We start from the raw sequence: 24,262 nt of genomic DNA, 5'->3' as shown, positions 1-24,262 counted from the left end.
CAGCGCTTACCCAAGCTTTCTGGTAACCGCGTAGACGAGAGGTTCCTTGATCGGTTGCTCACTCCAGCAGCGCAGGGAATGTGACGGGGATAGCGTCTTCCTTCTATATAGGCGGCTTGGTCGGGAATCAGCGGCTCGCCAGCCAAGATCTGCAATAGCTACGCGACGGGAACGGTAAAGGGGAGAAAACGGAGGGCAAGTAAATATCCACCCTTCTTACGCGCGGCGGAAGGCAGGACTTCTTTTTAATCATGAAGCATCGCCGTCCCTCCCCACCTGCGATGTTTTTCAAAACGAGTATGTAGATGCTGGTATTAGTGCCATTAGCATTGGAGGACAGCTGGCATTGCAAAACTTCTGATAAGATGCAGAAAAAGGGCTGGTTGATGAGGTTTTAGTTTGGAGGATAAATCGACTGGCTAGGAATACGCTGGATCCACTCATCACTATTGAGGATTGGAAAGGGCTGAACAGATGATGAAGCCTTAGGTGGACCTCAGTATATCTCTCTCATTTCGCAGGAGAAATTAGTTCAGTTTCTATTAAAAATGGATAAGAAACCTTGGATAATTGATGAGGAATTCAGATAAGAAAGGTGCAACAGCCTTTTTTCAGACAGAACCCTCACTACCGAAACAGCGGCTTTTGCTGTGAATCGGTAAAAGTAAATTTAAGTAATCTACCTCCAATGCAATCAAACTACAACATTGGAAAATTATTGTTGTAAGCTTGGATCTCAAGAAAGTATAATAAACTTAGTGCTACTATATAACTCTATATCAGAAAAGGGATCTAGATTATGTCCGATAGTTATTTGAAACCAGATAAACTAACAAAAGGTGTTATTAGCACAATTCTCGAAAATAATTGGAAAGATATACCTCATATTAATAAATCAGACTTGAGAGAAATTCATCAAGTACTAATTGAACATGACCTCTTTGGTGAAGTTGCAGAAAATATATACGTTCCTATTGCGGAAGAGAAAGAAGAGTTGAGTGAAAAATTATTACAAGGAATTCAGTTACATTTAGATAGAGGTAAGGAAGAACCACAAAATAAACTAAACCATGTATCGTTATTTCCTCAAAATGGGTTTATTCTAAAAGATGGTATTCACGGTGCCGCTTTTGGAAGATTTCAGTATGTATACCGATCAAAAGGTATTCGTATCTTTTGGTTTGAATCCGGATTAATTGAGCACCGCCCTGTCTACTCCACTATTGATGGACACGGATTTCAATATGCTGCTGAAGAGTTTGATGGTTGCAACATTTTTGATGACATAGAACTAGATGACATTGAACATTCACCTTTAGGTGAGGCATTTGGAAATGGTAAAATACTTATTTCGAATTTGGCGAGAATAAAAAAAGATTTTGTTAGAGATTATCCCATTGAATATCTGTTATATCCACCAGACGTAGAAGAACTTTCTTCCTTCTCAGTCCAATTGCGTGAGCAAATTTGGGATTCTATAATTGAGTTGATTAAAGAACTTGCAATTAACACAAAATCCGAGGATGAACGAGCAGACCTTCTTAAGTATTTAATCGACTTTATGGAGGAACAGAATATTCAGCCTAATGCATATCACATAATTACATTGTTTGACTTCTATAAGGAGAACCAATCAAAAATTAATCAATCTGATTTTGCTGAGTTATTATCCCTTGTAAGAAAACAAAGCTCCCCTTTAGATGTTACTTTTAATCCCATTGAAGCAAATCTGCTTATTAAACATTTGGAGCAAATACCTTCGGGTACAGAAAATGCCGGAGCTTATCATGATCTGATTTTTAGTTGTTTAACACAAGTTTTCAAAGGGAACTTAAAAAGAGGACAAAAGGAAACCCCTATAAATGAAGGAAGAAAAAGGATAGATATTACTTTCGACAATCATGATAATACAGGGTTTTTCGCATTTATTAGAGATCGTTATCAAATTTTTTGTCCCAAGATATTTATCGAATGCAAAAATTACTCCTCAGATCCTCAGAATCCTGAAATCGACCAATTACTTGGAAGATTTGGACAGTATTCAGGTAAGTTTGGTATTCTCTTGTGTCGCCATATTACTGATTACGCTAAATTGTTACGACGTTGCAAGGATGCTATGCACCAATCTAAAGGTCATATTATTTTTTTAGAAGATGCAGACATAATAAATTTATTAAAGTTAAAGGAAGTCTCTGATGAAGAGGGTATTTTGGATTATCTATCAAATAAATGGGATCAGTTGATACTGAATAACTAATATTAATCTAACTATATTTTTCATGCATCAACAATACGGAGTTTTTGTTCTTTAGATTCACCCCTTTCTCGATTCGGAAGAAGGGGCTTTTGTTATGAGCCGCCAACAACCCGCTTCGAAGCACCTCCTCATTTTGTTGAATAAATCACCCCGCAGAAGCCCGTTTACGCATTCTTCCGACCAGAGTGTGACCTACCTGCTCCTATCGTCTGCATCTGCAAATACAGGTTCCTGCAGGTTTTTCTTTAAACAAACATGCCCCGCTTGTAATACGGTTCTACGGTATCATAGCAAAGGCGAAATTTATGGCGGCGCTGCGTGCTTCTCCTGTATATAAAAAGCCAACCCCTAAATGAGATCAGCTACAAAAATGTGCGTATTTTGTCTAAGCACTCATTAACTAATTCATTCGGGGCTTTTCCGACAATGTCAATGCGTCTAGCTCGCCAATCAAGATTTTTGATCTGATCCGTTAAAATGACCCCGTCAAACACCAACCCTTTGGGGAGCAACACTTCAAACCCCCAGCCTCGAACCGTATGAGTGATTGGGCAAACTGAAACAAAACCCGTCGTTTCATTAAACGATTTTGGTGAGAGCACGATTGCAGATCTTCTACCGGCTTGTTCGTGACCTGCCTGGGGGTTAAAGTTTATCCATACTAGATCTCCTCGATCTGCACTCATCTAAAGCAATTCCTTCCCTTCTACACCAAAATCGATTTCATCGTGTCGATTTTCCGGTTTGCATTGGGCCAACAATTCTTCCAATGTCGGCTTTTTCTTTTTAGGGATTACGATGAGCGAATGATCATCACCCACAATCAAGTCAACTTCCGAACCTTGGCTGATCGCAATCTTTTCCGCGATCTGGCTGGGAATGCGAATGCCTAGACTGTTTCCCCACTTTTGTACGGTGGTAGACATGGTGAGTCCCCCCTCTTTTCGACTTCTTTCTCTCATTTTATCACACCTCCAACTTCGGCGTATATACCAGTATATACGCCGAAGTTGGAAATGATACCTTAACGAGGAAAAGGGGCAACACAACTGATATGAAGGTAGCCGTCAATCTCATGATTCTGACGCTGATTCGCTTAAGAGATAGAACTTTTGAAAAGTCCCAATTGATACGTATAAATACTTGGATGTCCTAAATCTTAACGGAAAATTATATGAAATCCCATTACCAGATTTCAATCCCGATCTCAAATACGTATGTTTTATCCGTGAGCAGCATAAACCTTACCCTGATGTAATTGATGAGAACGAAAGCATGATCCCCTTTTATACAATTACAATTAAGAACATGAAAAATGAGAAAAAAAATAAGAAACGTTGCGTACAAAAACCACGGGATACAGTACTCGATGATTTGGAACGCGATTATAACGGTAAAAAGACGACTTTTCGTTGGCCTTGAGGTTAGGTAGCTGTCCGGCGTCCTAAAAAACCGAATGCTCGTCAGCACGTGCCCGCCTGCACGGGCGATCTTCCCCCCGATAAACCTGCTCCTGAAGCATCACCCGCATCATTTAATGAGGGTAAGTCACTCGCCCGAACGACAGCTTCTTGTCGGCATGGTTCCCATTATTATTACATTGTTTATGCTTCAATCCTCTTCAATATTTCCTTCGCTTTTGCTTTTATCTCGTTACTAATACTGGGATGACTCGACTCGATTGCCGCTCTTAACATATCTCGTTCCCAGTAGTTCGAAAAGATTTCCAAGGTGTAACTAATTCGTGTAATTTGACCATTAATAGAACTCGCTCTCGGATTCGACTCGAGTAACTTCTGAGCCAGTCGCTTCTTATTAGCAGATGTTTGGTGTTCATAGTAACGACGATAATCCTCGTAAAACTCAACAAAAATTGAGAGGCCCACTGATACTCTGGCACGATCAAAAGTGACCATTAAATTGAATCTCCTTGAATGTTTACATTTATCTTGGATAGAACCTTGCGGCGCTTAGTACAGCACCAATTTTTCGCCGTCACTTATGGTAAATTCAGCTTAACGTGCCCATCGGCGAAATTCCTTGCAATATTGCACGAAAATTTTCGCCGTTGCTTGTGATAGGTATGAGCTTAACGGGTCTATCGGCGAAAAATGCGCCGCGGCGCATAACTTCCAACCTTTACACCCACCTGCGGTTCTGATCAAATCTGCTTAATATGCACGGAAGGCCGTCGAAGTTCTCCGCGACCTTTGAGTGATTCAACTAATCGTTTCCCGTTAGATTCCTGTAGATGGATAAATTTCAACTTTGTAAAAAAGAAGCGCCTCTGTACGATGGAAGTACGCTACGAGTCAAAGCCCTTTAATGCCATCACCCAGGAGGACCCCCCATAGCTGCAACGAAATAATGAGCCTAATCCGACAGTGCTCGCATGATGTTGGATTTCGCCTCTGCCGCAATCGCTTCATTCCCGTCATTGACCGCTTGCATCAAGATCAGTACGGGGATGTATACTGCGATCAGCCGCGCCAGCAGCTTCGTTTCCTCGTCCGCTCCTCCGTAAGTTTCGAAAAACACGCCGCGAGCGTAAGGTGGTAAAAAGCTGTAAGCAACGCTCAAATCGCAAGCCGGATGGCCTACGCTCAGATCGCCCCAATCAATGATGCCGGAAACGATCCCGTTCTCATTCACAAGCATATTTTTGAAATGAAGATCGCCATGTAGCAGTGCAATCACTGCCTCGACACGGTCCGTTTGCAGCCTGCTAATATACGCTTCGATCACACCGGACTCCTCCGGCGACAAGTGCTCAACCACCTTCGATAGAAAGCCCTCCAATTTCACTTTGCGCGACGCGATGTCCGTCAAGCTTCGATGATCTTGCTGAACTCCGCACTTCAGCGCCGCCTGCACCGGAAATTCATGCAATCTCCGCAAAAATTTCGCCAGCGTCTCTGCCGATAAAGCCCGGCGTTCTTCCGTCAAACCGATGGGGAAATCTCCTGGCACGTAGGCATAGCCAAGAAATGGTGCCGGGTATCCGTCACTTGCTTCGCCATAAAACAACGGTTTCGGATAGGGCATGGTCATATATGCCTCCAACTTCGGCAGCAGCTTCCCTTCCATACGAATCGAGCCAACTGCAATCGTTCTTCTTGGAAACCGGAACACATACTCGTCACCGATGAGAAAAACCGTATTGTCCCAGCCCCAGCCCAATCGCTTCACTTGCTTCGATGACAGCTGAGGGAATTGTCTGCCGATCAGCATCCGCGCCTGCTCTTCGTTAACCTCCCACTCCGCATCCCATACATTCGTTCCTCCCATGAAATGTCCGCCTCCTCATTCCTTACTTTATTTAGACGTTTACATTCCCTGGAAGTTACGCATAACTGCCCGTTAGCTTAACAAAGGTTTCCCGCCGCGCGGTGGCATTCCGGTCTTCAAATGTGTTTTTGCAGTTCAGCTCTGCAACGTAGAGCTTACCGAACTACTGCCGGAAACCACGGGATCGGAAGCAATAGGGCAAGTTCTCCATAAACCCTTCTTGATCGTTCACCAAATTCAAGTTTGAAACTATCCCGCTTCTCCCCTATGCTTTACTCGAATTGGGACTTGTACAATATGGGGGGATGGACTAATGGAATGGGATGAATTGCGGAGCCGCTTCGATAGGCTCTATGTCGCTCAAGCATCTAATGCTGGTGTAGGCGAGCAGTCGATTGACAATTATGATTATCAAGCTGAGTTGGTAAAGCTTTATGATCGCTGGGCAGTGGTGAATACGGAAGGCAACTTGCTTGGTGATTCAATGTGATTAGACGTTTAGAGCAGCGGAAGGCTCCACCTAAGTGGATCCAGATATACCAAAAGAGCATGTGCGCCACATCAAATAATGCTCCAATTAGGGAGCAAGATTGAACAAGTCGAATTTATAATAATTTCCCTCGGCTAGAAGACTTGCTCTTTCCAAAACATTCATTGAAGAGTTGTAACTTCTCTCAAATGACTTCCTTTCATTTTCACTAAGTGATTCTATATAACTTGGCGTAAAAAATACATTTTCAGTATTCTCGATAACGAGGTAATTTAAATATTTTGTAAGTTTCTGGTCGTCCAGAGCATCCAAAGAATTGAAATAATTTTGATATACCTCCGAATCAATATTCAAATACGAAATTAATATATTTGTAGTCCCCTGTGGTGTAGGATATATGTTAAGAAATATTGAGGGCATTCTGTCATTTTTGGTACTGAAAGTGTCATTCATGACTTTTCCATTAATATCGTATCGAACAGTAAAAGACGAACATGCTGCAAACTTTACTCCGTATTGAAGTTCCCGGTGAATGGTTCTCACCCCTGTGTAGTCACCGTTTTGAAAACCTTGCTTAAATAATTCATATTCAATTTGATGATCATTTACATCTGACATTGCTACACGATACATATATACAAATTGTGGGTCAAGCATAATTCTAGGTCTTTGTGCAAACATCCGTTTGACATTTTCCAATTGTCTTAGCTTTTTATGCATTTCAACTGCAAGAGCTCTAAAAGCAAATAAAAATTTTTGCTGAATATCACCGGTGTAATCGAAAAGTTCAATTGGTTTAAATAATTCCGTATCATGAAAATCGCAAAAACCAAAAAAGGTGCTTGCATCGTTCTTTCCAATTTTTTTAATAACTGAAGTAGGTCCAGAATCAACTACCTCTGGTTTGAAATAATATAGATGCCCATTCTCACAAATGACATTTAATATTCTATTGTTTTGTAACGAATGAGCGTTTTTAATCGGACCACTACATTGGTTATTTTCAAATGCAAAGCATGTTCTGAAGTCAGTAGCCGCATAAAATTCACGGATCAAGTGATTTACCCTGCCCAGGCTAAACCCTTTAGCCATTGGAGCTGAAGTATCTTTTTTTGCCTTCTGATAGCAACAGAACTTAAATTTCTTGTCCAAATGGCATGGACAAGGTTCATACGGTTCAATAGTTAAATTTCGATTATTTCCTGTATATATCATAATTCATCCCCCCCAAAGACAGAGTACATTATTTTCCATTTTTCGGCAACTTGGAAAATTACGCTCGAAGGGAAAGTTTATGCGGCGGAAGGAGAACTTCTCTTTGGTACCCTTATGATGCAGATTATCTTTTTAAAATTTGCTATAATTACCATAATAAAAAGGTTGGGGGGGATGCTGCTATGAATGTCCAAAAACTAGGACAGATACTGAATGAAATGTACAATAAGGCACCAAACGGTGACCGAGTTACAAATATCCACCTTTTCGGCATCAAGTTCGCTGAAATAATTCTTAAAAACCATTTTAGTGTAAAGTCTATAGTCGAGTGTTCTGGCATTAATGTCTCTTACGCAGCTGAAGTGAGTAAAGGAGTTCGTCTTGCCCGATATGTGACACCTAAAGAATAAAGATTTATTCAAATAGTACATTGTCACATACCAGTCTAAGAAAACGCTCCGGAGGCACTTCATGGCAAATTACTTTTTTAAAGCGAGCAAAGATATTGAGCAACAAATTGTTGAATTATACAATTTTCTTTGGCCAACAGCATCTGCACTTTGGAATTTTAGATGGCAAGTCCGGGGATACTTAACGGTCAGACCTGATGCCAATACTGATGAATTATCTGGAAGATTTGTTCACGGAAGTGGGCTGCCCAACGTCGATTATAAAGCATCTTGCGTTAATCAAGATTGGGATGAGCAACTCGAAATATTTGCTAGATTTCTTATTGTTAACCTTTTTGCATTGCATGAGAGTTGGACAACGCAAGTGTTAACAACATTGGGTTACGGAGCAACAGGAATCAAACAATACGAAAAACAGTTGCAGTTCCCAAAGCTGACGCATCGGGTCGCGTTTCGGGAATATGGAACGCAATCAATAACATTTGTAGTCCTGAGTCAGCTGTATTAAAAAACACATTTTACTCGTCATTTATTTCGTCAAGGAAGTATTCAGCCAACAAGCTAGATAACTTAATGCGGTGCTATCGATATTTTAAAGAATGCCGTAACTGTATAATGCATAATGGTGGAGTTGCTGACCAAAAGCTTCTTGATGCATATAATGATTTTGCAATCGTAGCAACTGTAACAGATTTAGGAGTTGAAGAAGTACCACTCCATTCGTCTGTAACAGCTGTTGGAGAAAAGGTAAGATTACATCTTCGGGGAATTGTAGGCCTAGGTGATGTAATTATTCGAATCGTTACTACTTGCGACTCAGAATTATTGAAGTCACAACTTGCTGAACAGGATTTTTTAAATCGATGGAAAGCTAAACATCAAACTACTAGGACATTGAAAACAAAATATGTACATCAACGTAATGCCCAATTAAAGAGGTTAATTAATCAGGTCTATTATATAAGCCCAAACAACATCGTTGAAACGGAAGGCTTCCTAAAGAGAAAAGCTTTAGTTAACTAGTTCCCCCTGATAAATTCGATTTTGAAAAAAGGGAATTCCAAGCAGAGGCGATCAATCGGAGTTTGGACGGTCCCATGGTCCCTTCGTGGGGATTACTTGGCCATTTGGGCTGCTTTTCTAAGGTTATGAACCCAGATTCCGAAGCCGATCCAGGTTTTGGAACCAACAAGGCCCCTGTACCGGCTTCGACTCAGGCCGTACTTGCGTTTAAGCAAACTGATTTTCGCTTCCCCTGCCGCGCGATAGCGCTGTAGGTTCTGAAACCAGTGCTGCTTCTCGTATTCGGTTCGTTTCTTGCCTTTCTTACCGCGAATGGGCATGCTGACTCGCGCAACACCAAGGGCCACAGCCGCTTTTTCATTCGCCGCACTCGTAAAGCCGCGATCCGTTGCCACCGCGTGCGGTGCCTTGGCGAATCGGGCGATGTGCTGCTCAACCGCCGGCACGAACAAGTCGTCGTCGGACGGGTTTCCCGCATAAAGCGCATAGCCTGTGACGAAGCCGCTTTCCGTCTCGTCGATCCGAACCTTGTAGCCGAACTCTGCCGTCTTGCCCAGCTTGCCCTTCTTGATTGGCCGGGCTTCCGGGTCGAAGAAACTAACGATTCGCTCGGGAATGATGCGATTGCCCGAGACGACTTGACGTGCTTGCGCGACCAACTTACGCGTGAGCGACGCGGCCTCCGCAAGCTTGCCCTTGAGCGTAGACGCCGCTTTCTTCCCTTTCTCTTTGATCGCATCGGCCGCTTGCTCCACCTGCTGGCAGACACCTTCCGCCAGATCGGCTACGTCTGTCGTAATAGCATTCAGTTCTTCCCATGACTGCTGAGTGCGGCGGCGAAGGAGCTTGGCAATGGAGAGGATTTTACCTTTGATTTCCTTGCTCTTGTCTTCAAAGCGTTGCGCCGCATGGGAAGTGACTTGGCGAATCTGCTTCATGAGTCGATTCATCGCCCTGACACCATCTTGCAGCAACGTCGCGTCCGTCGGATGATGAATGTCGGATTCGGTCACCGTCGTGTCCATACGCAGTTTTCGTGTACGCAGCACTTGTTTTTCGCGGAGCGTCTGCAGAAGGGACTCGTTGAGCGCTTCGGTCATGGCTTCGCCGTAACGCTTGCGTGCCTTGACGAGTGTGGTGGAATCCGGTACTTTCGCATCCAGATCGATATGGCAAAAACGCCGCCAAGTGAACGAGTCGCTGACTTCCTGAACGAGCGTTTCGTAGCCGAGATTGTATCGGTGCTTGAGGTACATCAGACGCAAATAGGTCGCCGCCGGGACCGTCGGTCTACCGCGGCCCGAAGGATGGGCTTTAAGGAAGGGGGTAAGAAAAGCCGGGGCATCCAGTAACTCGTCGATGGCAGCTAGTTCGTCTGGCAGCTTACGCAGCGGCTCGGGCAGAAGCGCGTCCCAGAGTGTCAGTTGATTGTTTTCGATTTTTAACAAGGAAACCACCTCAAAAGAAGGATTTTGAGGGGCGATGCCGAATTCGTTAGATACGGAATTCGCCCTCATATGGATTGTTATCTCGACAATAACAATTTCCATTTGAGACGCTGAATCCCTTTTCCTTTTGCCCATTTATCCCGATTTTTTCAGGGGGAACTAACTAATTAGCTTAGTAATACGATAGGGACCTCATAAGTTACATGCCCCAATTACAATTTCAATTTTTCGCCGTCACTTATGTCACTTTTCCCCAATAAATCTTGAACGCCCAGTACACCTGCTCCAGCAGGAGCACATGCATTGGTTGGTGCAGGAAGGTCAGGCTCGCTTTCAACGAGTAGGCTGAGCAGCTTTTCTAAATGGAGCCGCTTCCATTACTAAATATGGAGAAAGGGCTTTTCCTTTGTCCGGAAGAGCCCACGACTTGTTTTGAAAAGGAAGTTACTCTTTTATAATATCCTCACGTTGGGAAATATCATCATGATTTAATTTCGCAGAAACTTTCATATTGCTTTCCTGCTTAGCCCTGTTCATAAAATAAAACCAATCCCAAATCAGAAAAGCGCTGCTTCGGTGTTTGAAAAGGTCATTTTGAAGTTTCCTTGAACCTGCTTCAAGAATTGTTGCAGGTGTACTTGCCGATTTTGATTCTTCGACCAGGGCATCCGCTTGATTTAAAATATTTTCCAATCGTATCATGGATTCGAGGTTTTCAGATAACCGTTTATGAAGGTAAATTGTTACTGGAACAAGCGGCGCGAAAAATAGTACTAATGATTCAACAAACGATTTGTTGAAAATAATCGATATCACAAAAAATAGCATCACCGACAACCAGAAGAGCAAGATCAAGAAATATTTAAATTTAATTCTGATTTGTTCATCATAGCTTGCATTTACTTTTTGACAGAGTACTCTCCCAACAGCAATGTTTAGGTCTGCATATTCCGTAGGGTACCAATCCTTTAAGTTTTCAAGTGATATATTATTCTGTTTATATTTTTGTGAAAAATATGAATAATCCCTGATCGCGTGTTCCCTTGCCCCACTTATCTCTTTATTCCATGGGATTTGAAGTACGTAGGTATCGAAGAACTCTTGAATTTTCGCTGCGCACTCACGTTTATGTTTGATGATCTTCTCAAAAAAAAGCGTATTAACTAATGTGATAACAACAGCGACCAATATAATCAAACCGAGGAATGGATCGCTTAAATTTGCCATTTTCAAAAAAGGCAGTAGTGCAGGGATCAGGATGCAACAAAAAAATTGATAATGAGAAATATTTTTCGCTTCTGAATATAACTGCCGTTGCGCGGCAAGCAGATCAATACTTCGTGCTTCATTTTGCCGTGTGGCTATCCCATTATCATTCATATTATTGTACGGTGTATTCGGGGAAGTTACTTCCGAATATCTCCCTCCATTTATTGATTGCTGATTTATGATCGCCATCCGTTTCAAATTGCGAAGCATCGACAGTTTTGTAGTAGTCAGTGAGTGCCTTTGATGAAATTTTTTGTTTATCCTCATAAGTAAGGTTATTGAGATTACCCTGAATTCTTTTGGGATCTTGCACATCGCTGTAGACCGCAGAGGAGAGATGCAATAAGACATCTCTCACTTGCCAATCAATGTAGTTTGGTGTTTCTTGTTGGGAATCAAAAAAAGAAAGTAAGATGCATTCAAGTAAATAGGACGGCATTGTAGGCATTGTTGCACGCCTGTTCCAGTACTTAATGATCCGAATTGCGTCCAAAACTTTACCGTTGTGTTTTGTATTTATCCGTTTTGCATTGTCTCTATCTAATCGGGGGTCGGTTTTTTTCCAATTGCCATTACCGTCGGGTATAAGGTAATAGGTTCTACCATCATACTCGGGCTTTGTCATAAAACATGGGGCGATATCAAAATTCCAAGTGTATGTATTGAGTTCCAAAGTAGCGGCCTCTTGGTTTCTTTTGATTTCTGCTTTTTTATATTGTGATATGGTGGACAACTCGGAAATAAACTTATTAATCACTTTCCGAGAATTGATTTTTTTTGTGTAATCGTGGCAAAGCGGCAACAGGGTAGTGGCCGAGTCAGGAACAGTTAATTCAATTGCGCCGTTAGAATTTGTTTCATAGGAACCACCTTGAGCACTTAAACCGATCATAATGTCAATATCATCAAGCTCACGGATTTTTGTTCTCCTTGCGAATGACCCGAAATGGATATCAATTTCAGAATACATTTTTGGTAATCCAGCTTTAGATTCAAAGGTGTCGATTTGTTGAATTAACCAATCTCGACTCCTTCTTGCTTTAGAAGTTTCATCGGGGTCTAAGTTAACAATATTTTTCATGAATTCTTTAAACGCAGTATTCACAGTAGTAGCCATTAAGACCCTCCTTTATAGAGCTTTAGACTCACCTCCCTCTCAATTATATGATAGTATAGGAGTTCTTTCCACATAAACTGTACGACGAGTTATAACCTTAACTTTCGCAGCTTTAATTTGGTAATGAAAAACTTGATATAGTCGGATAGACCAGCACTCAATGCTGCAGCGTACGTTGAACAAGCATCGTAACACCTCCCGATAGTGACGCGATCTTCCTCTAAAGCCGTTCTTCCTCATCTGGCTCTTGGATAAACTTTTCACGTCCAACAAGCGGGTAATGCGTAAAAATTCGCCGTCACTTATGGTAGGGTTCACCTCGTTTGGAACTTCGGCAACGATTTCCCCACATTCAATAAAAAGAGCCCACTCACCTATCACGAGAGTGGGCTCCTGCCGAATGGCGTTCAGTTCTTGCAACCGTTTTTGTCACATGTGATCTTGGAGTGACAGTCAACCCAATGAGTAGGATTCTCCCTGGTATCAAATCCACAGCCAGTTCTACCACCTTTGACCCCACTGTGCACGATGTCCGTCGGAGTATGCTTTACTGCCATTCCCTCACCTCCCAAAAATCCAATATTGGATAAGTAATACAATTATAATAACAGACAACCAAAACAAGAACAAGAGTTCCTGTGTTTGGATTTATAGCACTTCATTGTAGATGTCATTTCTTCAACAGACTCACACTAATTCCGAAAACCTAGCTTTCAAGAGCTTTTCCTAAGAACCGTATAGGAAAGATAGCAGATCGTCCTACTGCGTTCTCAGTAGGATCGCCGTAAATCGCCTAATATGGCTGATCACGGACTTTGGCGAGACGCCTTCCGTTTTCCATACGTGCTACACTTAAATTGTCTCCGCGGACGACTTAACCAGCTACGAAAGGTGTTGAGTCCATGTCTTACCCGCTCGATCCCCTTGAACAATTCGTAGTCAAGGAGGATCAAATCGTACAGCGTATCCATACCTGCGAGGAAATCATAGCTATTGTACTGGACATGGTCTATAGACAAGGGCAACCTGCCCTACATATCGAAACCGTCAAAGAAGCACTTCTGTCCATATTGAGGCTCCAACAGGATATGCAAACTGAACTATTGTCTCTGCGGCTGGAAAAGCGAATCTTGGCTCATACAAGCGCATCAGCTTAGATTGTTTATCCAAGCAGTTGAAATCTGTCCCGAACCCGAAAAAAATGAACCCGAGAGACAAGAAAGCTGGTTTATCCTCGGGAGGTGACAGAGATGAGCGAAGTATTGAAAGTGTATGAACAATTCGTGACAGAAGAAAATCAGCTATGCAGACGTATCGAGACGCTCGACATTATACAATCCTACATCCTGCATACTGTGCACAAGCATGGCCCTGATCTGGACACGTTAACTGTTGAAGATGTGTTGATGTCGATTCATCGCATTCAACAAGACCTGCAAACGGAGCTTATTCATGTTCGGTTGGAGAAAAGCGTCCTTTCCCACAAGCACAACAGCCCTAAAGATCCCGACACAGAAAGTGGCGAAGCAGTCAACCGCCGAATAGAAGCTGCTATTTGTACTTGGATGCCTCCCAGTCAAAAACGCTTCGAATCATTTTCAATACCATAGCCTTGTCCTGGTTGGAGCGGGAAGACAGCAGTGCATGAATCTTCGCTAGATCATCCTCCCGCTTCATTGGGTCGATGTAACGGAATAGTTCCTCCATGGACACACGGAGTCCAGCGGCGATCTTCTCTAAGCTCTCAACCGTCACATTCTTTTCGCCGCGCTCCACTTGTCCGATATAATTCGTATGTAATCCAGCTAACTCACCTAGCTGTTCTTGGCTTAGATTACTTTCTCGTCTAAGCAGGCGTATTCGTTCGCCCAAACGATGTACAAGGTTTGTCACTTTACCACCTCAACACAAGCTTAAATGAGGCTCTAATGACAATTAACAAACTATAGATGTTACTTGACCGAAATGCAAATCAATAGTTATGATATCGGTAAGAAGTCATATCTATAGTGGGTAGGGAGGGCTAATATATGCACGATCAGACTACCAATGAGAAGAAATACATCATGGTTAACAAAGCGAATGGAGCCAGAATCGAGTGTACCGAAAAATACTTGGCGAGCTGGCTGGCACGAGGCTTTGAGGTGGAGGAAATCCGTCATGACGGAGCAATCAAATAAGCAGAATAACCGCTTTTGTACAAGCTGTGGTGTTCAATTGCAAGCTGGCATGTATTTCCATGCTTGCGGAACTCGCATTGTCGCCATCGACAACCCGACCATAAGAGGCTCAGCCTTGATTCAAAAACAAGGCATTCTAAAAAGAGTGGGCGGGATAAAGTGGCTGGCCGTCCCACTTTTGCTGGCCATCGTCTTCGCAGTAATTATTTTCAACCAGTCCACGGATAACATACCGTCATCTGCAGAGCCTGTCCATACCCAGTCTAGCTCACCGGTTACGATAGCAGATACTGCCGAAGATCAACGAAATGTCACGGATGACAAATATTTGAATTTAGACAAAATCAAGCTAAAATCCTTGCTCCAAACCTACACGGAGCAAAATTTGACCTATGGAGAAGTAACAGATGGTTACATATTGTTGCTTAGCAACCCATCAGAAACCTTTTCATTCACACTAACTGGTGAAAATCTAGACCATGTAGAGAGTGTAATAATCTCACTGAATCCCTCAATAGAAAGCAATGTCGAACTGCTCTCAGCTGCTTTCTACTATTTGCTCAGAGACGAATCTGAGTTCAATGACGTTGCAAGATGGCTTGATAATCAAATTAGGTCTGCTCTAGCCAGTGGTAAGGACATGCTGAACAGCGATGATCCTCCAAAAAGTAATCTTGTGTTAGAAGACCAAGCTATCGGGTTCACTGCTTTATTTTATAACCAGTTCATGATTTCGATATCCCGAGAGAAGATAGTGCTTGACTCTCCTGACGTTACTACCAAAGAAAAGTCTAGTCAAACACCTCTAGCCACTGAGGCAGAACCAGAATCTGGCCCCTACTTCAACACTACGGATGCGGACTTATTAAAGGCTGTACGAAACGGCGATACACAGGCCGTCAGCACTTTGCTTAAACAGGGGGCAAGACCAGATGTTGTAGATGAAATGTTCATAACCCCGCTTATGGAGGCAGCAAGGGAAGGGCATATGGAAATGGTAAAGGCGTTGTTGGAGTATGGGGCCAGTCCTAATTTACATGCATCCAATAACGAAACCGCCCTTATGTGGGCTGTAGACGGCGGGTATCTGGAGATCGTCAAGCTATTGTTGGAGGTCGGAGCTGATCCAAATGTAACTGGAGATTGGTATCGCACCTCACTAATGTCCGCCGCTAAGAACGGGTACACAGATATTGCGAAAGCTTTATTGCAGGCAGGCGCCGATACCAGCCCAAAAATTGACTCCGACATCGACAATCGAACTGCTTTACAAATGGCGACAGACGCAGGACATACCGAAATAGCTGAACTCATCCGAAAAGCAGAGCAGACACACTAAGGGGTGACAAAATGCCGAAACATTACATTTTAAAAGAAGCCATACCCGAAATTATAAAAATTCTTACTGCAAAAGGACTGGATGCCGTCAGTTGCACCGAATTGGATTCCGGATACCATATAACGGCGGATAATGGGCATAAAAAGGCTCGAATCAGGGTCAGACATCTGCAATACGATGAAAATTACAAAGATTCGCCGCTACCGTACTCCGTATATAAAATCAAAGCTTTTCCTAACGGTAAACACGATAACCACACCCTGCGCAATGTTGATTTTGTTGTCGGCTATAATCCTTCTGAGGGCTCTTTCGCCTGCTTACCCGTTCACATCTTTCGTAGCCAAGGATTGGCCTGTATTCATCAAAAAGAAGGGCTGCGGCATGAACACTACAATTCATGGACGGAACTCGATAGCTTTATGACTGCTAAGACCAATAGTGTGCTCGAACACAAACTGACAAGCCGCGAAGGATATGATCCTTCAACGGGCTCGGATTACGACTTTCATCGGGATGTCATGGAAGAAGACGATTCCGTAGAGAGACTGACCATCATGCTGGAGCATGGCACCGTCTCGGACGAAGACAAGAATAAGCTGATAGAACGATTTAGAGCAAGCTATCCACAGGTAGCCGAATGGCTAAACCAAAGAGCAATAGACAAACCTAATGAGGAATGGAGCAGGCGCTTCGATATTTAGCAATACGAGTGGGGAACCTGAACATGAGGTTCCCTGCTCTTTTTCCAATGGAGACTTTCTAGGCAAATCCCGCTCCAATGTTCGAGATAGGTTTTGCCCTTTCCCATCCGGTTCAAGCCGTTTTCACCCTAAATGATGCTCGGCCCCGGATTCGTTTCGATCGCCGTCTTCCTGTTCTTGCCGCTCCGTCATTGCCGCTGGCAGTTGCTCCAGCAGGATGTCCGCCAACACTTCAACAAAGGCTTCATACACAGTATGTAGAGCCAACAGTGTGAGAGCCGATTATGCAGAGCAGGAGATTATGAGCCGTGTACAGCGATTGCTGGATAATCCACAGCTCATTGATGATTTGACAACTTCCATGAACGGCAAGCGTACAGTGGATAAAAAGCCACTGGAACAGGAACTACAAAGACTTGAAAAAGAGCTGGCCGACATTGATCGTAAGAAAGGAAAATATTACAGACTCTACGAAGAAGATATACTGGAACCGAAGGAACTGAAAGCTAAGATCAATGAACTATCAGAGATTGGGCAGCGATTGGAGCAACAACAAGTTGTCTTGCGTAAAAAAACAAGTATGAACAATTCTGTCCCTATATCGCCCGAGACAGTTAAAGAGCTGTTAACGTCCTTTAGCGCTGTCTTTAGGAACATCAGCCACGAGAAGCGTAAGCAACTTGTGCATGCGCTGATTCAGGAAATAGCGGTGACTGCGGATAGAGAAATTGGTCGTATTGCGCTACGATTCAACAGTCAGCAACTGCTTACGAATGAAGAACACAACACATGTGAGCAAAGTCTAGCTCTGTGACGCTAAAGGACATACCTTGGCCTAGCACGGGTGAGGTATGCCCTTTTTAATCCTCTTTACCTGTAGCCACTTCTAACTGCCACCGGATCAATTCTTTTGTTCCTCCGTCATCAGGCTCGCTCTTGTCCCACTCGCTCCCATAAAACTTCTGGGATTCTACCACAAGTGCAAATTCTGCCCACCTCTCCTGAATAATCAGTTCAAAGACGTAGGCCAACCGATTATGAACGAATTTGTTCAACACCTTCATGTCTTGATCGGTTACATTCTTATCTCGGTCAGCATGAATGTCTTCGATTGGCCCGTTCCTAAACGCAAAATGCGCAATAGCCTTAGCGATTGTGTCCGTATCTAAAGTGGATATCAGCATCTTCCTCATATGTGTGTTGAGCCTTTTGTTGCCAAGTCCTTTTTCAATATCACTCATAAGTGCATTCTCCTTTCTCAAAAAACGTTGCCGTCACTTATGATACGGTTCACCGTATCATCTATAGAGCGAAATGAAGGACGCCCTGATTTGGCGTCCTTGGCAGATGATAAAGCTACATCTCTAGTGAGCAAGGCCCACTAAGCTGGCCCTATTAGGATCATAAACCACATCGGTAATTGAACCATCTCGTATACGACTAACCGCTTCGTCAATCACATGCAGTGGCACGAGGAACCACTCCTGCGGCCGTACTGGGTGGCCAAAGCGATCATAAATGGTTAGGTCAAGCTGAGCCGGTGCAAATATGCGATGAAATATCCCTTCCAGCTTCGAGCGGTTGATTCCGACCAATTTATAGCTGGCTACAACTTCAACGTCCGCCAACAAGTAGGTGGCATCATGTGCTGCATTGGCTATACGAGTTTCGATTTTACCACCCGTAACACCAATCTTGTGAATCAGATTGCGGTGCTCCACAACGAAGGGGTGACTGGACATGCTGCGCAGTACGTAGATAGTACCGCTCTCTATATCACCTTCGTCCCAGGTTTCTCTAAATAGTGGCCCCAGATCAGGATCAGTCAAGCGGCGTCCAGCCTCGTCTTTGTATAAGGCGCGCTGCAAAGACCTGAGCAAGAGATTACTTTCCGTACCATTGGAGTAGATGACTCTAAGTCGAGCATCAGGATGACCATTGGGCGCTCTAAATTCTTCACCCTTCTCGGCCACATAGACAAGTTGGCCACCTAAAACAAAGAAGTCACCTGTGTTGACACTTGCATCCTTACCAAATGGCCGCGTTTGTCGAGCGCCAGATTTTAGCTCACCCTCTGTCTGCTCAAACAAAGGCCTAAAGCGATCAAAGTCATTACACTTGTCACGATTGGCAATCTCTTCTGCAGCCCTTATTTCAACTTGGGAGCGAACATTGCGTAGTTCTGTAATGTCGGACGAACCAAACGCACCTTCAAGTTCAGCGAGCAATTCATCATCATCCATCGATTCCACAGGATCGACCGGCGCAATATTCACCGCACTAAGTAGACCTTGGTTGTCTAGTGAAGCGAGAAGAACCCGACACTCCTCCTGCTCACGCAGCCGATCGAGTCGCACGGCGTATAGCCTCTCAAAGATATCATTATCTTCACCATGCCGAGGAGCGCGGCCATACCGTATGACAAACTGCTGGATTTCCTCAAATCCCGCGATGATGCGTTCCTCGCGTGGTGTGTGAGAGCTTGTTTTCGCTAATTTCTGATCCAGACCAAGCGCTTCAAGTAGTTCATCATCAGAAAGCTTAGACACTTATCTCCCCTCCGCTGCCTTCTTTTGTGCATGATGGCGCTGGAAGGCTACGACACCCTCAGCCATGCGCTTCTCCCATGGATCATGTGCATTTATGTCCGGCAGTCGTCCGCGATCCTTTTTAAATTTCAGAGCCCGTTCAGCCAGCTCTTTGGCATCCTCGTAGGAAATGCTTACACGCTTAGCCGCAATAACGGCCGCAACCTGTTTCAGACTGTCCTCGCTCAATGACTTGGCGAGAATCGCGTAAGCCTCGCTAAAAGGATTGATGTGGTCGATAAGATCAATATCCAGTTCACGTACGTCCATTACGAACTTGCGCACCCCGTCGATGAGGGCAGTGTTAGCGCCAGGTTCGCTGCTCCCCCCTGTCCCGCCAAGCACAGTTTGATTGGCCTGTTGTGTAAAGTTGAGGGCAGCGATAGCATACTGACGTACCGCTTCTTGATCCTCCATAACGAGTTCAGGGTACTTTTCCTTAATAATTTTGCCCATCCGAACCTGAGTCAGTTCCTCCGGCACCATTTCACTGTCAAATAGACCGCGCTCTATGGTGGTCTTGTCCTGAACGAACGCCGCGATCACTTCGTTCAGATCCTCACGACATATTCGCGCAGCCTCCTCGCTTTTAGGTTCGGACAGGCCCTTGATCTCGATCTGCAACTGTCCTGTTTCATGATTAAAGCCCACGTTACACTTTCCTGGGTTATAACCGCCGTCTCCATAATCAAACCCTTGCACCGGGCCGTCTGCTGAATTCTTCGACTTGAACTCAAAACGAGGCGCAAGGACCTGTTCCATTAGCAAGCTGGCAGCAATGGCCTTCAGGGTATCGTTCACAGCCTCGGTAACAATCTGCTCGGAAGCATCAGGTTCGGCAATCAGATTGGTAAACCGAGCGCGAGTTTTGCCCGGCGCATCCCTGGTTGCACGACCGATGATTTGAACAATCTCAGTGAGACTCGCCCGATAGCCTACAGTAAGTGCGTGCTCACACCATATCCAGTCAAAGCCTTCTTTAGCCATACCAAGCGCGATGATGATGTCTACATGGTCGCGGTTGTTCTTATGGGAGGAATCCTTCAAAGCGGTAGAGACCCGGTCGCGCTTTATAGGGTCGTCATCGACCAGATCAGCGACCCGGAGGATTCGGCCACTTGTCGTCTCGACCAGTTGAAAGCCGGTCACGGCGTCAGTCCCTTGCCACTCCCCCAGCTCTTCAATGATGTGTTCAACCTCCCTGATCTTGTCCTTCGTGCTCTCACGTGAATTGACATTCGGGATGTGAATGATAGTTTTCTCAGCCAGGTCGAGCACTTTAAGGATGTCTTCGGTATATGAGCCCGAGTAAAAGAAATAGCCTATGTCTAGTTGCTTCAGATATTCGTAGCCATTAAGTTGTTCGTAATAAGTATATGTGACGGTATCAAACTTAGACTCATCCTGCGGAGCCAGTACCGCCTCGGCGTCGCCCCTAAAGTAGGAACCGGTCATTGCTACGACATGCACACGATCACGGGCGATGAATTGACCGAGATGGAGGCCGAGTTTGTTATCAGGGTTTGCCGAAACGTGGTGAAACTCGTCCACGGCGATCAGCCTGTTATCAAAGGCCTCTATCCCATACTCATCGACAGCGAACCGGAAGGTAGCGTGGGTACACACCAATATCTTGTCGTTGCTTTCGAGGAATGCACCTACCGATTTAACCTTGCCGCCATTATCCGAGCCAGGAGCGTTACATAAGTTCCATTTAGGCTCCACACTCCAGTCAGCCCAAAAGCCGAACTTACTCAGTGGCTCGTCATTGAAACTCGAACCGATTGATTTTTCTGGAACCACAATTATCGCTTGCTTGAGCCCTTGATTATGAAGCTTGTCAAGGGCAATGAACATCAATGCCCGACTCTTCCCAGATGCCGGCGGAGACTTGATAAGCAGATACTGCTCACCGCGCCGCTCATAGGCACGTTCCTGCATAGGTCGCATTCCCAGTGCATTTGCTTTGGTTGAACTTCCGTTACGGGCGTAAGACACCGAAACGGAGGGGATTGATTTATTTCCGCTGGTCATGCGTCTTCCCCCTTCCTACCCTTTTTAGTCTGTTTCGATGACTTCGTCACCTTGGTATAAAGCTCGAACAACTTTTCCAACCGCTCGGTGTCGTTTCGAAAACGACGACCAATATAAATGCGCTCCAGTACTTCGTCATTATGCTCATGGGCCTCACGAAGATCAGAAGGCATGCTTTCAGGATTATAGAGATCAGCAATTGTCGATGGGAAATATGCCTCGCGGACCAACAGGATGTTTTCGGCGCGGCGGGTCAGGTCGGCCTTGTTTTTCTCGGTCAGTGTAGGAACCGGAAAAGTATTCCACCCGATTGTGTTCGAATAGCGAAAATCGGTTTTCAGCTTTCCACAAACAGTTGCAATCCACACCAAGTGAAGACGCGACGCTATTAAGGCCATATTCCATAAAGGGGCGTCCAAAAGTGCAAAGGCAGCGTTGCTTACTATCGCCCCCTCTGGCGCAAGTCCCACCGGAAGATACTCACGGTTTTCCGAAGAAACACTTGGAACTATCGTTACCGTTTCATTGCCAATCTGCCTAACCTCACCAAATCGGTGGGATTGGCTAGCGATCGAGCGGGTTGCCGACTTTTTACTATCCGATCGCATGGCTCGAACATCCTCGATACGTTTTCGAATACTAGGAATTTGAATGGCCTCATCAAGCTGATCGTCCTTGATCCATAAACAGTACCTTTCCTCGCCACGAATAAACTCAGCGGACCCATAGATACGCCGGATGAATCGTGCACGCTGATCCGGTGTAATATCGAGATCCAAAATCTCTTCGCGTGTCAGTAAGAGATCCCCCCCTACCGGCTTGTTGCCAAAATCCATTCGCGCCAAACCTGCGGTTGAGCTAGTTGCTTTTTCGACGATTACTTCCGGGCCTGACACCAAATAGGCATTGATGTGTTCGGTCTCCTTAATAACCATACTTCCGTTGTCGCCAACTGAAAACAACCGTCTGACCTTCCCCAGATGACGGGAAATCCCGACGATCACCACGCTTACACCTGCGTTATGACTTGCAAGATTTGACCATTTGAATGATGTGTGAGCGAAGGCAATCTCATGCCCCGTCTCAAAAATCAGCGGCCATAGGATGGGGACCTGCTGACCCTGGCAAATCGAATTTGTCGTCACGAAAGCCGCCTTGGCATTGGTGTGTTTCCCGTATTCAGCTGCTTTCATGAACCAAGCTGCAACATAATCGAGAGACTTCCAGTTACTGGTTCTTTGATCAAAAATCAATTGCAGATCTGACTTTTGTTCTGCAGATTGGTAAGTCGAACCTAGGTATGGTGGGTTACCGCAGATGTACGTCTCGCCACCTTCATTATCGAAATCAATCTCCGCTTGATCCAATGGTGTATTAAAAAGATCATTGGCTTGAGACTTCACACAAGCCCCAGTTGGCGGATAAACGCTCAGCCAGTCCAGTCGCAAAGCATTGTCACATGTGATCCAATTATCCGATGAGAGCGGTAAAAAGTCGGCGAGGGCGAGTGTTGGCCCACGATAAAGTACATTGCATTGGTATTCGGCGATGATAAGGGCAAGACGGGCAATCTCAGCCGAAAAGTGACGTAGCTCGATACCGCTGAAATTTGTTAAAGGAATATCACTTTCACGCCCGGATTCGCCACGCCGCTCGTTGATGGTGTTTTCAATCTCCCGCAGCTGCTTATAGGCAATAACCAGGAAGTTGCCTGAGCCACAAGCCGGATCAAATACTCGAATTTTGGATAGACGCTTGCGAAGGTTGAGCAACATGCGAGAATTGTCCCCAGCCGCATCAAGTTGCGCTCGTAATTCATCCAGGAAGAGTGGGTTGAGCACCTTCAGAATGTTCGGGACACTCGTGTAGTGCATGCCGAGCGCACCGCGCTCCTCATCGTCCGCAACCGCCTGGATCATGGAGCCAAATATGTCCGGGTTGATCTTCGTCCAGTCTAGATTACCGATGTGCAGAAGGTACGAGCGTGCAATTTTACTAAACCTTGGAACTTCGACGCTGCCTGAGAAGAGACCACCGTTCACGTAAGGGAACTTATCCGCCCAACGAGGTGTATGGGTCTCCGCTCGGTCTCTATCCTTCGTGTTCATGGCGCGGAAGATTTCGCTAATCACTTCATGCGTAATCGAGGCATCTTGTACGCTCATTTGCTCGATACTATCGGTGAAAAGACGCATCTCTCTAAAAATTCCCGTGTCTTCAGCAAAAAAACAGAAGATGAGTCTCGCCATGAAGTGGTTCATCTCGTGACGCCGTTCGGTCCCCCCCCACTCCGGGTTATCTTTCAATAGTTCTACGTAGAGCCGGTTTAACCGACCGGTTGCCCGGATATCGAAAGAACTGTCACGTACCTGCTTGATGGTCGTGATCCCGGCAAGTGGCAAAAAGTAGCCAAAGTGATCTGGGAAATTCATATACTCGCAAACGATTGGCGGATCGTCGGATTCCAGATCCTCTGCTTCAAAGTGCACTCCGTCAGTGGCGAGGATAAATCGTGCTTTGGCCCTGGCCGTTGCCTGGCTTTCTCTTAGAGCAACGAGAGTCTTGGTAACTTCACCAGGTTGAGCGACCGAAATATGAATGTTGTTGGTCTGCAAGACGCCGCCTAGGTCCGATTTATTCGATTCACCCGAGCGTAGGCGCTTTATTGTCGTTTCTTTATTCCCAAACGCACGAAGGAATGCAAACGGGAATTCCCCCTTGTCAAAAGGCCGAATCGCCAGTTCTGAAACGGCTGCTTCGATTTCTATCGGGTTCATGGCATTTTTCCTCCAGATTAGTTCTATAGCCGACTTGAAGCCGTAGTGCACTCACTACGGCGATAGAAAGCTATTTGACAAGACAGAGCACATCGTCATCGATTTCAACATTGTTAAAGTTCACGC

Annotated in this window: 23 protein-coding genes; 10 read left to right on the top strand and 13 right to left on the bottom strand. The window is 44.8% G+C overall.

Annotation, left to right across the window (positions count from 1 at the left end; all coding sequences use genetic code 11):
* Positions 1-799: 799 nt before the first annotated feature.
* Positions 800-2,257 carry a hypothetical protein gene (locus ACFFT4_RS31040; protein WP_378053002.1) on the top strand — a complete coding sequence of 486 codons (1,458 nt, stop codon included), beginning with the start codon at positions 800-802 and terminating at the stop codon, positions 2,255-2,257.
* A gap of 362 nt (positions 2,258-2,619) precedes the next feature.
* Here ACFFT4_RS31040 and ACFFT4_RS31035 read toward each other — a convergent pair whose 3' ends face one another.
* The 4 genes from ACFFT4_RS31035 to ACFFT4_RS31020 form a co-directional block, all read right to left on the bottom strand.
* Positions 2,620-2,943 carry a type II toxin-antitoxin system PemK/MazF family toxin gene (locus tag ACFFT4_RS31035; RefSeq protein ID WP_094049143.1) on the bottom strand — a complete coding sequence of 108 codons (324 nt, stop codon included), beginning with the start codon at positions 2,941-2,943 and terminating at the stop codon, positions 2,620-2,622.
* On the bottom strand, positions 2,944-3,183 hold the full coding sequence (locus ACFFT4_RS31030) for an AbrB/MazE/SpoVT family DNA-binding domain-containing protein (RefSeq protein ID WP_378053001.1): 240 nt from the start codon (positions 3,181-3,183) through the stop codon (positions 2,944-2,946). It lies immediately after the preceding gene.
* Between the two features lie 678 nt (positions 3,184-3,861).
* Positions 3,862-4,173, bottom strand: coding sequence for a hypothetical protein (locus ACFFT4_RS31025; protein ID WP_378053000.1), 312 nt, complete (start codon positions 4,171-4,173; stop codon positions 3,862-3,864).
* A 457-nt stretch (positions 4,174-4,630) separates the two neighbouring features.
* Positions 4,631-5,545 (bottom strand): phosphotransferase, encoded by a 915-nt coding sequence (locus tag ACFFT4_RS31020; RefSeq protein ID WP_378052999.1) that lies wholly within the window; start codon positions 5,543-5,545, stop codon positions 4,631-4,633.
* Between the two features lie 313 nt (positions 5,546-5,858).
* On the opposite strand from ACFFT4_RS31020, the gene ACFFT4_RS31015 reads away from it, so the two are divergent.
* Positions 5,859-6,035, top strand: coding sequence for a hypothetical protein (locus tag ACFFT4_RS31015; protein WP_378052998.1), 177 nt, complete (start codon positions 5,859-5,861; stop codon positions 6,033-6,035).
* An 87-nt stretch (positions 6,036-6,122) separates the two neighbouring features.
* On the opposite strand, the gene ACFFT4_RS31010 is transcribed toward ACFFT4_RS31015, so the two are convergent.
* Complete coding sequence (locus tag ACFFT4_RS31010) at positions 6,123-7,250, bottom strand: hypothetical protein (protein WP_378052997.1); 1,128 nt, start codon at positions 7,248-7,250, stop codon at positions 6,123-6,125.
* 182 nt (positions 7,251-7,432) lie between these two features.
* On the opposite strand from ACFFT4_RS31010, the gene ACFFT4_RS35390 reads away from it, so the two are divergent.
* From ACFFT4_RS35390 to ACFFT4_RS31000, 3 genes are all read left to right on the top strand, one after another.
* Entirely contained in the window at positions 7,433-7,660 is a 228-nt protein-coding gene (locus tag ACFFT4_RS35390) for an HTH-like domain-containing protein (protein ID WP_446681808.1), read from the top strand.
* A 61-nt stretch (positions 7,661-7,721) separates the two neighbouring features.
* Positions 7,722-8,168 (top strand): hypothetical protein, encoded by a 447-nt coding sequence (locus ACFFT4_RS31005; RefSeq protein ID WP_378052996.1) that lies wholly within the window; start codon positions 7,722-7,724, stop codon positions 8,166-8,168.
* Positions 8,169-8,275: 107 nt separating this feature from the next.
* Positions 8,276-8,683: a hypothetical protein gene (locus tag ACFFT4_RS31000; protein ID WP_378052995.1), complete on the top strand. Its 408-nt coding sequence runs from the start codon at positions 8,276-8,278 to the stop codon at positions 8,681-8,683.
* A gap of 92 nt (positions 8,684-8,775) precedes the next feature.
* On the opposite strand, the gene ACFFT4_RS30995 is transcribed toward ACFFT4_RS31000, so the two are convergent.
* The 3 genes from ACFFT4_RS30995 to ACFFT4_RS30985 all read right to left on the bottom strand — a co-directional run bounded on the left by ACFFT4_RS30995 (position 8,776) and on the right by ACFFT4_RS30985 (position 12,517).
* Positions 8,776-10,131, bottom strand: a complete 1,356-nt coding sequence (locus ACFFT4_RS30995) for an ISNCY family transposase (RefSeq protein ID WP_378053073.1) — start codon at positions 10,129-10,131, stop codon at positions 8,776-8,778.
* A gap of 444 nt (positions 10,132-10,575) precedes the next feature.
* A complete protein-coding gene (locus ACFFT4_RS30990) occupies positions 10,576-11,589 on the bottom strand; it encodes an S-4TM family putative pore-forming effector (protein ID WP_378053071.1) in 1,014 nt (337 codons plus the stop codon).
* Positions 11,513-12,517 carry a nucleotidyltransferase gene (locus ACFFT4_RS30985; RefSeq protein ID WP_378052994.1) on the bottom strand — a complete coding sequence of 335 codons (1,005 nt, stop codon included), beginning with the start codon at positions 12,515-12,517 and terminating at the stop codon, positions 11,513-11,515. Before ACFFT4_RS30985 ends, ACFFT4_RS30990 begins: the two co-directional genes overlap by 77 nt.
* 1,250 nt (positions 12,518-13,767) lie before the next feature.
* Between ACFFT4_RS30985 and ACFFT4_RS30980 the strand changes: the two genes are divergently transcribed.
* On the top strand, positions 13,768-14,127 hold the full coding sequence (locus tag ACFFT4_RS30980) for a hypothetical protein (protein WP_378052993.1): 360 nt from the start codon (positions 13,768-13,770) through the stop codon (positions 14,125-14,127).
* Here ACFFT4_RS30980 and ACFFT4_RS30975 read toward each other — a convergent pair.
* On the bottom strand, positions 14,069-14,410 hold the full coding sequence (locus tag ACFFT4_RS30975; RefSeq protein WP_378052992.1) for a helix-turn-helix domain-containing protein: 342 nt from the start codon (positions 14,408-14,410) through the stop codon (positions 14,069-14,071). The two genes, ACFFT4_RS30980 and ACFFT4_RS30975, sit on opposite strands and share 59 nt — an antisense overlap.
* A 137-nt stretch (positions 14,411-14,547) precedes the next feature.
* On the opposite strand from ACFFT4_RS30975, the gene ACFFT4_RS30970 reads away from it, so the two are divergent.
* The 4 genes from ACFFT4_RS30970 to ACFFT4_RS30955 all read left to right on the top strand — a co-directional run bounded on the left by ACFFT4_RS30970 (position 14,548) and on the right by ACFFT4_RS30955 (position 17,551).
* A complete protein-coding gene (locus tag ACFFT4_RS30970; protein WP_378052991.1) occupies positions 14,548-14,697 on the top strand; it encodes a hypothetical protein in 150 nt (49 codons plus the stop codon).
* Positions 14,678-16,036 carry an ankyrin repeat domain-containing protein gene (locus ACFFT4_RS30965; protein ID WP_378052990.1) on the top strand — a complete coding sequence of 453 codons (1,359 nt, stop codon included), beginning with the start codon at positions 14,678-14,680 and terminating at the stop codon, positions 16,034-16,036. The genes ACFFT4_RS30970 and ACFFT4_RS30965 overlap by 20 nt, the downstream gene beginning before the upstream one ends.
* Positions 16,037-16,047: 11 nt before the next feature.
* On the top strand, positions 16,048-16,737 hold the full coding sequence (locus ACFFT4_RS30960; RefSeq protein ID WP_378052989.1) for a PDDEXK-like family protein: 690 nt from the start codon (positions 16,048-16,050) through the stop codon (positions 16,735-16,737).
* A 271-nt stretch (positions 16,738-17,008) separates the two neighbouring features.
* The gene (locus ACFFT4_RS30955; protein ID WP_378052988.1) at positions 17,009-17,551 is read left to right on the top strand and encodes a hypothetical protein; all 543 of its coding nucleotides are present in this window, start codon (positions 17,009-17,011) and stop codon (positions 17,549-17,551) included.
* A gap of 46 nt (positions 17,552-17,597) precedes the next feature.
* Here the strand turns inward: ACFFT4_RS30955 and ACFFT4_RS30950 are convergent, their stop codons facing one another.
* From ACFFT4_RS30950 to ACFFT4_RS30935, 4 genes are all read right to left on the bottom strand, one after another.
* On the bottom strand, positions 17,598-17,978 hold the full coding sequence (locus tag ACFFT4_RS30950) for a hypothetical protein (protein ID WP_378052987.1): 381 nt from the start codon (positions 17,976-17,978) through the stop codon (positions 17,598-17,600).
* A gap of 123 nt (positions 17,979-18,101) precedes the next feature.
* Positions 18,102-19,286 (bottom strand): GIY-YIG nuclease family protein, encoded by a 1,185-nt coding sequence (locus ACFFT4_RS30945; protein ID WP_378052986.1) that lies wholly within the window; start codon positions 19,284-19,286, stop codon positions 18,102-18,104.
* Positions 19,287-21,359: a DEAD/DEAH box helicase gene (locus tag ACFFT4_RS30940; protein ID WP_378052985.1), complete on the bottom strand. Its 2,073-nt coding sequence runs from the start codon at positions 21,357-21,359 to the stop codon at positions 19,287-19,289. It lies immediately after the preceding gene.
* The gene (locus tag ACFFT4_RS30935; RefSeq protein WP_378052984.1) at positions 21,356-24,136 is read right to left on the bottom strand and encodes a class I SAM-dependent DNA methyltransferase; all 2,781 of its coding nucleotides are present in this window, start codon (positions 24,134-24,136) and stop codon (positions 21,356-21,358) included. The genes ACFFT4_RS30940 and ACFFT4_RS30935 overlap by 4 nt, the downstream gene beginning before the upstream one ends.
* Positions 24,137-24,262 lie beyond the last annotated feature (126 nt).

It is taken from the genome of Cohnella cellulosilytica, from assembly GCF_042431195.1.
GTDB lineage: Bacteria > Bacillota > Bacilli > Paenibacillales > Paenibacillaceae > Cohnella > Cohnella cellulosilytica.
Note: the sequence above shows the minus strand (reverse complement) of the source record. Positions and strands in the feature narration are given on the sequence as shown.

Coding starts and splice junctions, on each gene's coding strand:
- ACFFT4_RS31000 (WP_378052995.1), top strand. CDS start 8,276: ATGCATAATGGTGGAGTTGCTGACCAAAAGCTTCTTGATGCATATAAT.
- ACFFT4_RS30950 (WP_378052987.1), bottom strand. CDS start 17,978: ATGAGTGATATTGAAAAAGGACTTGGCAACAAAAGGCTCAACACACAT.
- ACFFT4_RS30980 (WP_378052993.1), top strand. CDS start 13,768: ATGAGCGAAGTATTGAAAGTGTATGAACAATTCGTGACAGAAGAAAAT.
- ACFFT4_RS30970 (WP_378052991.1), top strand. CDS start 14,548: ATGCACGATCAGACTACCAATGAGAAGAAATACATCATGGTTAACAAA.
- ACFFT4_RS31025 (WP_378053000.1), bottom strand. CDS start 4,173: ATGGTCACTTTTGATCGTGCCAGAGTATCAGTGGGCCTCTCAATTTTT.
- ACFFT4_RS31015 (WP_378052998.1), top strand. CDS start 5,859: ATGGAATGGGATGAATTGCGGAGCCGCTTCGATAGGCTCTATGTCGCT.
- ACFFT4_RS30985 (WP_378052994.1), bottom strand. CDS start 12,517: ATGGCTACTACTGTGAATACTGCGTTTAAAGAATTCATGAAAAATATT.
- ACFFT4_RS30940 (WP_378052985.1), bottom strand. CDS start 21,359: ATGACCAGCGGAAATAAATCAATCCCCTCCGTTTCGGTGTCTTACGCC.
- ACFFT4_RS30935 (WP_378052984.1), bottom strand. CDS start 24,136: ATGAACCCGATAGAAATCGAAGCAGCCGTTTCAGAACTGGCGATTCGG.
- ACFFT4_RS30990 (WP_378053071.1), bottom strand. CDS start 11,589: ATGGCGATCATAAATCAGCAATCAATAAATGGAGGGAGATATTCGGAA.
- ACFFT4_RS31030 (WP_378053001.1), bottom strand. CDS start 3,183: ATGTCTACCACCGTACAAAAGTGGGGAAACAGTCTAGGCATTCGCATT.
- ACFFT4_RS35390 (WP_446681808.1), top strand. CDS start 7,433: ATGAATGTCCAAAAACTAGGACAGATACTGAATGAAATGTACAATAAG.
- ACFFT4_RS30965 (WP_378052990.1), top strand. CDS start 14,678: ATGACGGAGCAATCAAATAAGCAGAATAACCGCTTTTGTACAAGCTGT.
- ACFFT4_RS31005 (WP_378052996.1), top strand. CDS start 7,722: ATGGCAAATTACTTTTTTAAAGCGAGCAAAGATATTGAGCAACAAATT.
- ACFFT4_RS31010 (WP_378052997.1), bottom strand. CDS start 7,250: ATGATATATACAGGAAATAATCGAAATTTAACTATTGAACCGTATGAA.
- ACFFT4_RS31035 (WP_094049143.1), bottom strand. CDS start 2,943: ATGAGTGCAGATCGAGGAGATCTAGTATGGATAAACTTTAACCCCCAG.
- ACFFT4_RS30960 (WP_378052989.1), top strand. CDS start 16,048: ATGCCGAAACATTACATTTTAAAAGAAGCCATACCCGAAATTATAAAA.
- ACFFT4_RS31020 (WP_378052999.1), bottom strand. CDS start 5,545: ATGGGAGGAACGAATGTATGGGATGCGGAGTGGGAGGTTAACGAAGAG.
- ACFFT4_RS31040 (WP_378053002.1), top strand. CDS start 800: ATGTCCGATAGTTATTTGAAACCAGATAAACTAACAAAAGGTGTTATT.